Here is a 10527-nt window from a genome sequence, read left to right on the forward strand (position 1 = left end):
GCGCCCCGCGCGGAGGGGGGCGCTGCCCCCGTCGCCTGGCGGCGACGCCCCCGGAGTATTTTTGCCAAGAAGAAGGTGACCGGTGCGGGCAATCATCCGGGGAGGCACGGGATGGGCCCTGTCGAGGCCCAATGGGCAGAAGGGGAGTTTACGCCCCCCCTGTCAGGCGCTATCACCCGGCCCGAACCTTTGACAGGAGACGCGCCCATGTCCGGCCACGGCACCCCCGTTCCCATGACCTCGCACCCGTCAGGGCCGTTGTCCGGCACCGCCGATGTTCCCGGCGACAAGTCGATTTCGCATCGGAGCCTGATCCTGGGGGCGATGGCCGTGGGCGAGACCCGGATCAGTGGCCTGCTGGAAGGGCAGGACGTTCTGGACACAGCCAAGGCGATGAAGGCCTTCGGTGCCGATGTCGAACGTCTTGGCGAGGGCGAATGGCGGGTCAACGGTGTTGGTGTCGGCGGCTTCGCCGAGCCTGACAATGTCATCGATTGCGGCAATTCCGGCACCGGGGTGCGGCTGATCATGGGATCGATGGCGACCAGCCCGATCACCGTAACCTTCACCGGGGATGCCAGCCTGAACAAACGCCCCATGGCGCGGGTGACGGACCCTCTGGCGCTTTTCGGCTGCCAGTCGGTCGGACGTGCGGGCGGGCGGCTGCCGATGACGCTGGTGGGCGCGGCCGAGCCTGTTCCGGTGCGCTACACGGTGCCGGTGCCAAGCGCGCAGGTGAAATCCGCCGTGCTGCTGGCGGGGCTCAATGCACCGGGCCAGACCGTGGTGATCGAGAAAGAGGCCACCCGCGACCATACCGAGCGGATGCTGGCGGGCTTCGGGGCCGAGATCACGGTGGAGGATACCGATGAGGGCCGGGTCATCACGCTTACTGGCCAGCCGGAGTTGCAGCCGCAGACCATCACCGTGCCGCGCGATCCGTCTTCCGCGGCCTTCCCGGTCTGCGCGGCGCTGATCGTGCCGGGCTCGGACGTGCTTGTGCCCAATATCGGCTTGAACCCGACCCGGGCGGGGCTCTTCTACACCTTGCAGGAGATGGGTGCCGACCTGACCTTCGAGAACATGCGCGATGAGGGGGGCGAACCCGTTGCCGACCTGCGTGCGAAATACTCTCCCAACATGACGGGCATCGAGGTGCCGCCCGCCCGCGCCGCCTCGATGATTGACGAATACCCGATCCTGTCGGTGGTCGCGGCCAATGCGACCGGGCAGACCGTCATGCGCGGGGTGATGGAACTGCGCGTGAAGGAAAGCGACCGGATCGACGCGATGGCCACAGGCCTGCGCGCCAATGGCGTGTCGGTCGAGGACGGCCCCGATTGGTGGATCGTGACCGGCAAGGGTGCGGGGAACGTACCCGGTGGCGGCCTGACCGAGAGCCATCTCGACCACCGCATCGCCATGTCCTTCCTCTGCCTTGGCATGGCGGCACAAAACCCGGTGCGGGTTGATGACGCGAGCCCCATCGTTACGAGTTTCCCGATATTCGAGCCGCTGATGGGCGCGCTTGGCGCCTCGCTGGAGCGGACCGGCGCCTGACAGGTCGCTTTCCGGCAGGACCGGGGATGGGGGCTGTGGTCTTCTGCCCCCGAAACTGCCGGAGGGGACGCATATGATTACCGGAAGCTGCCTGTGCGGGGAAATCCGCTACCGGATCGAAGGTGAGATCCGCGAGGGCGTCTCTGGCTGCCATTGCGGCCAGTGCCGCAAGGTGACGGGGCATTTCAGTGCCGCCGCGCCCGTTCCCTGGGATGCGATCAGCGTCGAGGGCACGCCCCGCTGGTACGACTCCACCCCCGGCAAGGCGCGGCGCGGATTTTGCGCCACCTGCGGCAGCTACCTGTTCTGGGAGCAGTTCGACGGCATCGTCTATGTCTCGGCCGGGTCGATGGCCGCGCCGACAGGCCTGCGGCTGGAGCGGCACATCTTCTACGCGGACAAGGGCGACTACTATCGCTGTGATGACGGCGCGCCCTGTTATGTCGACTGGGAAACCGGAGAGGAGATCGTTCCATGACGACCGGATCCTGCCTGTGCGGTGACGTCCGCTATTCTGTCTCGGGGCCGCTTCGCCCCGTGATTGCCTGCCACTGCACCCAGTGCCGCAAGACCTCTGGTCATCATGTGGCGGCGACATCTGCCGCGCGGGACGGGGTCAAGATCACGGGGGAGGTGACGTGGTTCCAATCCTCGCCACAGGCGCGGCGCGGGTTTTGCGGCACCTGTGGCAGCAACCTCTTCTGGGACGGGCCGGGCTCGCATCTGTCGATCTTCGCAGGCACAATCGAAGGAGCAAGCGGCCTGACACTGGCGGGCCATATCTACTGCGCGGTCAAGGGCGACTACTACCAGATTGCCGACGGTCTGCCCCAGGCCGAGGGCGATGACCCGGCGCTGACAACGCAGGTTCCCCGTTGATCGCGCTTGCGCCTGCGGGCGGGCGGGGCTAGCCCTGTGACCATGGCTTTCACGGTTGCAATCGACGGGCCCGCGGCGGCGGGCAAGGGAACCATCGCGCGGGCGGTGGCGGATCATTTCGGCTTTGCCTATCTCGATACGGGGCTGCTCTACCGCGCCGTAGGGCAGAGGATGCTGGACGGGGAAGACCCGGTGGAGGCAGCGGCGGCCCTGCGGGCCGCAGACCTTGATCATCCCGACCTGCGCGGGGCCGAAGCGGCACAGGCGGCCAGCAAGGTTGCCGTGATCCCCGAGGTGCGGGCAGCGCTGCTTGATTTCCAGCGCGCCTTTTCCCGTCGCATGGGTGGCGCGGTGCTGGACGGGCGCGATATCGGCACAGTGATCTGCCCCGAGGCGGAGGCGAAGCTCTATGTCACCGCCTCGGATGAAACCCGTGCGGCGCGGCGGCACAAGGAGCTGATTGACCGAGGGCGGGAGATCAGCTTTGACGAGGTGCTGGCGGAGCTGCGCGAACGCGATGCGCGCGACAGCGAGCGGGCAACCGCCCCGCTGAAACCTGCCGAGGATGCTGTCCTGATCGACACGTCAGATATGACGATCGAGCAGGCGCTGGCGGCGGCAATCGCGGCGATCAAGGCGAAGGAAACAGACGCATGAAGCAAGTCTCGCTTGGCCAATCCGGGCCCAAGGTTTCGGCCCTTGGCATCGGGGCAATGTCATTTTCGGATTTCTACGGGAAGACGACGGATGAAAACTCCTTTGCCATTCTCGACGCGGCGATGGCCGCCGGAGTCACCCATATCGACACGGCCAATGTCTATGGCGTGGGGCGATCTGAATCGGTGATCGGGGCATATCTCAGGGCCCGGCCCGAAGCGCGCGATCACTTCACCATCGCGACCAAGGCCGCCATTGCCCGGGACGGGGATGGCAACCGTGTGTTCCGCAACGACCTCGACCACCTCGAAAGCGAGCTGGATGCCAGCCTCAAGCGGCTTGGGGTCGAGGCAGTGGACCTGTTCTATGCGCATCGTCGCGACAAGGCGCGCCCAATCGAGGAAAGCGTCGAGGCGCTGGCGACCCTGGTCAGGAAGGGAAAGGCCAAGTCCATTGGGCTGAGCGAAATCGCCCCTGTCACGCTGGAGCGCGCCCACGCGGTTCATCCGGTTGCGGCGGTGCAGTCGGAATATTCCCTCTCGACCCGGTCGCCGGAACTGGGCCTGATCCAGGCCTGTGCCCGCATCGGCGCGACCTTCGTGCCGTTTTCCCCGATCGGGCGGTCCTTCCTGACTGATCATCCGCTGAGCTGGGAAGCGGTGCAGACCCTGCCATTCCTGGCCTCGAACCCACGCTTCTCGGAAGAAAACTATCGCGCCAACATCGCCACGACCGACCGGTTGCGGGCCCTGGCCCGCGACATGGGCACCAGCACCGCCGCGCTGGCCATTGCCTGGGTTCTGGCGCAGGGCGATCACATGCTGGCGATTCCGGGCACGCGGTCACTGGCGCATTTTCAACAACTCGTGGACGGGGCCAACCTGGAGCTTGGTGCCGATGGGCTGGCGGCCATCGACGCAGCGCTTCCGCCCGGATGGTGCGCGGGGGATCGCTACTCCGAGGACCAGTGGATCGGGCCAGAGCGTTATTGCTGAGCGCAGCCCTTGTTTCACTGGCGCTTCGGGCTTGCCCTTCACGGCGCACCCGGCTATAGAGCGCCCGTCAAGCAGGCGGTCAACGCCTCAATCGAGCAGGGTCGGGTCTTCCCCCGGCCCTCATTCGTTTGAGAATCGACCGTAAGACCAACCCAAAGACCGGCGGAGACAACCGCTCGGCCAGTAACACCGCTAAAGGAAAATGACGCCACATGGCTAACGCATCCATGGAGGAATTCGAAGCCCTCCTTAACGAAAGCTTCGAGATCGACACCCCCGATGAAGGGTCTGTTGTCAAAGGCAAGGTCATCGCCATCGAGGCAGGCCAGGCCATCATCGACGTCGGCTACAAGATGGAAGGCCGCGTTGATCTGAAAGAATTCGCGAACCCCGGTGAAGCCCCCGAAATCGCCGTCGGCGATGAGGTAGAGGTCTTCCTGCGCTCGGTCGAAAACGCACGCGGCGAAGCCGTGATCAGCCGTGAAATGGCCCGCCGCGAAGCCGCTTGGGATCGCCTCGAAAAGGCCTATGCAGACGAAGAGCGCGTCGAAGGCGCCATCTTCGGTCGCGTCAAGGGCGGCTTCACCGTCGACCTCGGCGGCGCCGTGGCCTTCCTGCCCGGTTCGCAGGTTGACGTGCGCCCCGTGCGCGACGCCGGCCCGCTGATGAACCTCAAGCAGCCGTTCCAGATCCTCAAGATGGACCGTCGCCGTGGCAACATCGTTGTCTCGCGCCGCGCGATCCTCGAAGAGTCCCGCGCCGAGCAGCGCGCCGAGGTCATCGGCAAGCTCAGCGAAGGCGACGTGGTTGACGGTGTGGTCAAGAACATCACCGAATACGGTGCCTTCGTGGACCTCGGCGGTGTCGACGGCCTGCTGCACGTCACCGACATGGCATGGCGCCGCGTGAACGACCCCAAAGAGGTTCTGACCATTGGCGAAACCGTCAAGGTGCAGGTCATCAAGGTCAACAAGGACACCCACCGTATCAGCCTGGGCATGAAACAGCTGCAGGCCGACCCGTGGGATTCCGTGGAAACCAAGTACCCGCTGGAATCAGTTCACACCGGCCGCGTCACGAACATCACCGACTACGGTGCCTTCGTGGAGCTGGAACCCGGCGTCGAAGGCCTCGTTCACGTGTCCGAAATGTCCTGGACCAAGAAGAACGTGCACCCCGGCAAGATCGTTTCGACCTCGCAGGAAGTCGAAGTCATGGTGCTGGAGATCGATACCGCCAAGCGCCGCGTGTCGCTCGGCCTCAAGCAGACCATGCGCAACCCCTGGGAAGTGTTCGAAGAGCAGTACCCGGTCGGCACCGTCGTGGAAGGCGAAGTCAAGAACATCACCGAATTCGGTCTGTTCATCGGCCTCGACAACGACATCGACGGCATGGTGCACCTCTCCGACCTGACCTGGGAAGGTCGTGGCGAAGACGTGATCGGCAACTACCGCAAGGGCGATGTCGTCAAGGCCGTGGTGTCCGAAGTCGATACCGACAAGGAGCGTATCTCGCTGTCCATCAAGGCGGTTGAAGGCGATCCGTTCGCCGAAGCCATCGACGGCGTCAAGCGTGGCTCGGTCATCACCGTGGAAGTCACCGCGATCGAAGATGGCGGCATCGAGGTGGAATACGAAGGCATGAAGTCCTTCATCCGCCGCTCGGACCTGTCGCGCGATCGTGCCGAACAGCGCCCCGAGCGCTTCCAGGTCGGCGACAAGATCGACGTGCGCGTCACCAATGTCGATGCGCGCTCGCGTCGCCTGGGTCTGTCGATCAAAGCCCGCGAAATCGCGGAAGAGAAGGAAGCCGTGGAACAGTACGGTTCCTCCGACTCCGGCGCATCGCTCGGCGATATCCTGGGTGCCGCGCTCAAGGGCGGCGACAACTGATCCGACCCCGGACCGAAACAGGAAAGGCCCCGCAGAGATGCGGGGCCTTTTTTCGTCCCTAAATGCCCGAATCAGACCGCGTTGCGGATCGGGCAGAGCCGCGCCTGATCGGGCCAAGCCAGCGGTTCATCGGCAATATGCTGCGCGAATGGCCCGGGAGAGGGCGGATTTCGCCCAATTTTCAACGGCTTTCCAATTCCCAGATCGTTCCTTTGCCCCTATAGTTGCCGGGTCAGGGAAAACCGCGGCCAGGGGGTTTGGATGATACGTTCGGAACTGATCCAGAAACTGGCTGACGAAAATCCCCATCTCTATCAGCGGGATGTGGAACGGATCGTCAGCGCCATCTTCGAAGAGATCATCGATGCCCTGGCGCAAGGCAACCGGGTGGAACTGCGCGGTTTCGGCGCGTTTTCGGTGAAGAAGCGGGATGCGAGGATTGGGCGTAATCCGCGCACCGGTGAAAGCGTCGATGTCGAAGAGAAACATGTTCCCTTCTTCAAGGCCGGCAAGCTGTTGCGCGACAGGCTGAACGGTTTGGAAGGTTCCTGAGCTGTGAAATACATCAAATACCTGTTCCTGGCGGCCATTGCCCTGGCGCTGGTTCTGCTTGCCTTGGCCAATCGCGATCCGGTCACGCTGACCGTGCTGCCGCATGATCTGGCCGAATGGGTGAACTGGAATGTCTCGATCACCTTGCCGTTGTTCATCGTGCTCCTCGGCGGGATCGTCGCGGGCCTTCTGATCGGTTTCGTCTGGGAATGGTTCCGCGAACACAAGCAGCGCGCTGAAGCGAAGGCTAACCGCAAGGAACGTGACCAGCTTGCGCGCGAGGTGCAGGCGTTGAAAGGGGATGCCAACCGGGGGCGTGACGAGGTGCTCGCCCTTCTGGAAGACTGAGCCCTGCCGATGTCCGTTTCCGTGAAATTCTGCGGGCTGACCCGCAGGGAAGACGTGACCGCAGCGGCAGAAGCCGGGGCGCGCTACGTTGGCTTCGTGCATTTCGCCAAGTCCCCCCGGCACCTTGAGCCCGCCGACATGGCACGGCTGGCACTCGATGTGCCGCCGGGCGTTGCCAAGGTCCTGCTCACTGTGAATGCAGATGACGCGACGCTCGACGCCATCCTCGCCTCGGTACCGATCGACATGCTTCAACTGCATGGCCGCGAAAGCCCCGACAGGGTGGCAGAGCTCAAGGCCCGCCACGGTCTGCCCGTGATGAAGGCGATCGGCGTGGCCAATGCCGCGGATCTGGCTGCGATCGACCTTTATGGCCGCGTGGCCGACCAGTTGCTGATCGACGCTAAGCCCCCCAAGGGGGCGGAGCTGCCCGGCGGCAATGGGCTCGCCTTCGATTGGCAGCTTCTGGCAAACCGGAAATACTGGCCGGGTCCCTGGATGCTGGCGGGGGGGCTGACCCCCGAGAACGTCGCTGAGGCCGTGCGCCTGACAGGGGCTCGGCAGGTCGACGTGTCCTCGGGCGTGGAACGTGCTCCGGGCATCAAGGACGGGGCGCTCATGCGGGCCTTTGCAGACGCGGCTGGCATCTAGGACGCGGCTTGGCACGACTGCCCGATTGCCTCACATCTGAGACCTGGTTTCATAACCTCGTTGGGGCCTTCTAGCGGCACTACGTGAAACGGCGGGGTTTTCAGGCGCTGCGTCGACGCGCCTTTGCCTTGTCCTGACCCGCGCCCTGCAATAGGTAGTCAAACGGAGACTTGGCGCGGAGAGGACCAATGGCCGAAGACCTGATCAATTCCTTCATGACCGGCCCCGACGAGAACGGCCGTTTTGGCGATTTCGGCGGGCGTTTCGTGTCGGAAACGCTGATGCCGCTGATCCTTGAACTGGAACGGCAATACGAGCACGCCAAGACCGATGACAGCTTCTGGGCCGAGATGGACGACCTGTGGAAGCACTATGTTGGCCGGCCGAGCCCGCTTTATCTTGCCGACCGCCTGACGGACCATCTGGGCGGCGCCAAGATCTACATGAAGCGCGACGAGCTCAACCATACCGGCGCGCACAAGATCAACAACGTTCTCGGCCAGATCATCCTGGCCCGCCGCATGGGCAAGACCCGGATCATCGCTGAAACCGGGGCCGGGCAGCACGGCGTGGCCACCGCTACGGTCTGTGCCAAGTTCGGTCTGAAATGCGTGGTCTACATGGGCGCTCATGACGTGGAGCGCCAGAAGCCCAACGTCTTCCGCATGCGCCTCCTGGGCGCAGAGGTGGTGCCGGTAACCTCGGGGCGGGGCACTCTGAAAGACGCGATGAACGACGCGCTGCGCGATTGGGTGACCAACGTGCGCGACACGTTCTACTGCATCGGCACCGTGGCTGGCCCGCATCCCTACCCGGCGATGGTCCGCGATTTCCAGCAGATCATCGGCAAGGAAGCCAAGGCACAGATGATGGAACGCGAGGGCCGTCTGCCCGATACGATCATCGCGGCCATCGGCGGCGGGTCGAACGCGATGGGGCTGTTCTACCCGTTCCTCGACGACAAGTCCGTGAACATCATCGGTGTGGAAGCGGGCGGCAAGGGCGTCGACGAGAAGATGGAGCATTGTGCCTCGCTGACCGGCGGTCGTCCCGGCGTGCTGCATGGCAACCGCACCTATCTGCTGCAGGACGAGGATGGCCAGATCCTGGAGGGTTACTCCATTTCGGCTGGTCTCGACTATCCCGGCATCGGCCCCGAGCACAGCTGGCTGCACGATATCGGCCGGGCAAACTATGTCTCCGTGACCGACAAGGAAGCGCTGGCCGCGTTCCAGCTGTGCTGCCAGCAGGAGGGCATCATCCCGGCGCTGGAGCCCTCCCATGCGCTGGCCCATGTGATCAAGATCGCGCCGGAGCTTCCGAAGGATCACATCATCTGCATGAACATGTGCGGACGGGGCGACAAGGATATCTTCACGGTCGCGAAACATCTCGGTTTCGACATGGCCGAGGCAGATTGAAACATCCCGCATATCCGACACCGGTTGGAGCTTCGATGAAGGGCGTCCCCAAAGGGCGCCCTTTTCATTTGTTGCGCGAGGGCGCAATATTGTTGCGCTCCCGCAACGGTGTAATTGTTACACGAAATCACATGTTGAGCGGAGGCCCCCGTCGGACGTATCACCCGTCCTCACCAGCCGACGGGCTGGCCCTAGCGGATTGGGGATGATCACCCCGCCGGTGCGGGCGGCACTGCCGTTTTCCGTATGCCAGGGCCTGAAACCGGGGCAGGTGCCTTCGTGACATCCAAACGTCACGCGAAAATAGCTCAGTTGGCAGAGCATCGGATCGTAAATCCGAGTGGCGCAGGTTCAACTCCTGCTTTTCGCTCCGAAACGCCCAAGAGGGCACTGGTTTTTGCACAACCAGCCACGTGAGTGGTTCGCAACATAGGGTTCCGGGGCCGCTCTGCGTGGGGCGGCCATCTCTTGCGGCGTGCCGGAAGGGACGGACGTTCTGCGTCCTGGCTGTGGGCCGGGGGCGTCGTGATGCAGACCTGCTGCGAGTTGCCAGGCCCTGCCGGGATCGGTCGGGTCCCGCGGCTCCTGCGCTCTGCCGCTCCGAGGCTCTCCGCCCGCGGGCAAGGCAGGACCAGCCTCGGGGCCCACTCCATTTCCCGCAACGGGCAATTCCGCCCGTTGCCAACACCTGACGCAGGCCAAGGACTGCGCAACCCCAACCCAACTCAAGGAGATCGCGCTTTGCGACGACGATAGACACGACAATTGAAGGAGACCTGACATGTCTATTTTGAAAGCCCTCCGGAACCAGCGACGATTGCTCGTTCCCGCCAACACCCGCACACTTGTGCTTTCCAAGGGTCAGATCGACAAGATCCTTGTCCCTGGTGAACACTGGATCGACATGCAGGACGTTCAGACCGAACGGTTTGACCTTTCCGCTCCGCGCTTCGTGTCCGCCCTTGCGGCGCCATTGCTTCGTGACCGCCGCGACCTTGTCGAGGCTCATTTCACCGAGCTTCGCACGGGCCCCGACGAGGTGGCCGTTCTCCTCCGCGAGGGGATCGTCACCGATCTTGTCGGGCCGGAACAGCACGTGCTCTTCTGGTCCGATGCCGGCCCGTGGCAGGTGCAGCGTTTCGACATGGCCGAGGATGTGACCGTTGATCCGGCGCTTGCCCGTCGGCTTGAACGGGCGCGCTTGGATGCTCAGGTGAACATCACCACGGTCGAGGAAGGACGCGTGTCCCTTCTCTTCACCGATGGTGTGCTTGCCAAGGTGCTTCAGCCCGGGACCCACTGGTTCTGGATGTTCGGGCGTCGGCATACGGTCCAGCAGGTCGACTTGCGCTGGCAGACCAAGGAGGTCACCGGCCAGGAGATCCTCACCAAGGACCGGGTCTCAATCCGCGTGAACCTTACCGCTGTCTTCCGCGTGGTCGATGCGGTCAAGGCCGTGACGATGGTGCGGGACCATGCCGAGGCGCTTCACCGCGCCGTGCAGCTTGCGTTTCGCAAGACGCTCGGGGCGATGACCCTCGACCGGCTCTTGGCCGAGAAGGGGGCCGTCGA

The 10527-nt window shown here is 64.0% G+C and carries 11 protein-coding genes and 1 tRNA gene; all 12 read left to right on the forward strand.

Going from position 1 to position 10527, the window contains the following annotated elements; genetic code table 11:
• The first annotated feature begins 207 nt into the window (after positions 1-207).
• A complete protein-coding gene (aroA, locus tag ACEQXV_RS18315; protein WP_370270373.1) occupies positions 208-1560 on the forward strand; it encodes a 3-phosphoshikimate 1-carboxyvinyltransferase in 1353 nt (450 codons plus the stop codon).
• A gap of 73 nt (positions 1561-1633) precedes the next feature.
• On the forward strand, positions 1634-2038 hold the full coding sequence (locus ACEQXV_RS18320) for a GFA family protein (RefSeq protein ID WP_370251806.1): 405 nt from the start codon (positions 1634-1636) through the stop codon (positions 2036-2038).
• Positions 2035-2439: a GFA family protein gene (locus tag ACEQXV_RS18325; RefSeq protein WP_370270374.1), complete on the forward strand. Its 405-nt coding sequence runs from the start codon at positions 2035-2037 to the stop codon at positions 2437-2439. Before ACEQXV_RS18320 ends, ACEQXV_RS18325 begins: the two co-directional genes overlap by 4 nt.
• 42 nt (positions 2440-2481) lie before the next feature.
• Positions 2482-3096, forward strand: coding sequence for a d(CMP) kinase (locus ACEQXV_RS18330; RefSeq protein ID WP_370251804.1), 615 nt, complete (start codon positions 2482-2484; stop codon positions 3094-3096).
• Positions 3093-4091, forward strand: a complete 999-nt coding sequence (locus ACEQXV_RS18335) for an aldo/keto reductase (protein ID WP_370270375.1) — start codon at positions 3093-3095, stop codon at positions 4089-4091. The genes ACEQXV_RS18330 and ACEQXV_RS18335 overlap by 4 nt, the downstream gene beginning before the upstream one ends.
• A gap of 212 nt (positions 4092-4303) precedes the next feature.
• Positions 4304-5983: a 30S ribosomal protein S1 gene (rpsA, locus tag ACEQXV_RS18340; protein WP_370270377.1), complete on the forward strand. Its 1680-nt coding sequence runs from the start codon at positions 4304-4306 to the stop codon at positions 5981-5983.
• A 261-nt stretch (positions 5984-6244) separates the two neighbouring features.
• The gene (ihfB, locus tag ACEQXV_RS18345) at positions 6245-6535 is read left to right on the forward strand and encodes an integration host factor subunit beta (RefSeq protein ID WP_370251799.1); all 291 of its coding nucleotides are present in this window, start codon (positions 6245-6247) and stop codon (positions 6533-6535) included.
• Positions 6536-6538: 3 nt separating this feature from the next.
• Positions 6539-6883, forward strand: coding sequence for a lipopolysaccharide assembly protein LapA domain-containing protein (locus tag ACEQXV_RS18350; protein WP_370251798.1), 345 nt, complete (start codon positions 6539-6541; stop codon positions 6881-6883).
• A 9-nt stretch (positions 6884-6892) separates the two neighbouring features.
• Positions 6893-7534: a phosphoribosylanthranilate isomerase gene (locus tag ACEQXV_RS18355; protein WP_370270378.1), complete on the forward strand. Its 642-nt coding sequence runs from the start codon at positions 6893-6895 to the stop codon at positions 7532-7534.
• A 188-nt stretch (positions 7535-7722) separates the two neighbouring features.
• Positions 7723-8955: a tryptophan synthase subunit beta gene (trpB, locus tag ACEQXV_RS18360; RefSeq protein WP_370270379.1), complete on the forward strand. Its 1233-nt coding sequence runs from the start codon at positions 7723-7725 to the stop codon at positions 8953-8955.
• 297 nt (positions 8956-9252) lie between these two features.
• Positions 9253-9325 (forward strand) — tRNA-Tyr (locus ACEQXV_RS18365).
• A gap of 411 nt (positions 9326-9736) precedes the next feature.
• The coding region (locus ACEQXV_RS18370) for an SPFH domain-containing protein (RefSeq protein WP_370270381.1) at positions 9737-10527 on the forward strand (791 nt) is incomplete at its 3' end.

The sequence above is a fragment of the Nioella sp. genome, from assembly GCF_964229645.1.
Taxonomy (GTDB): domain Bacteria; phylum Pseudomonadota; class Alphaproteobacteria; order Rhodobacterales; family Rhodobacteraceae; genus Nioella.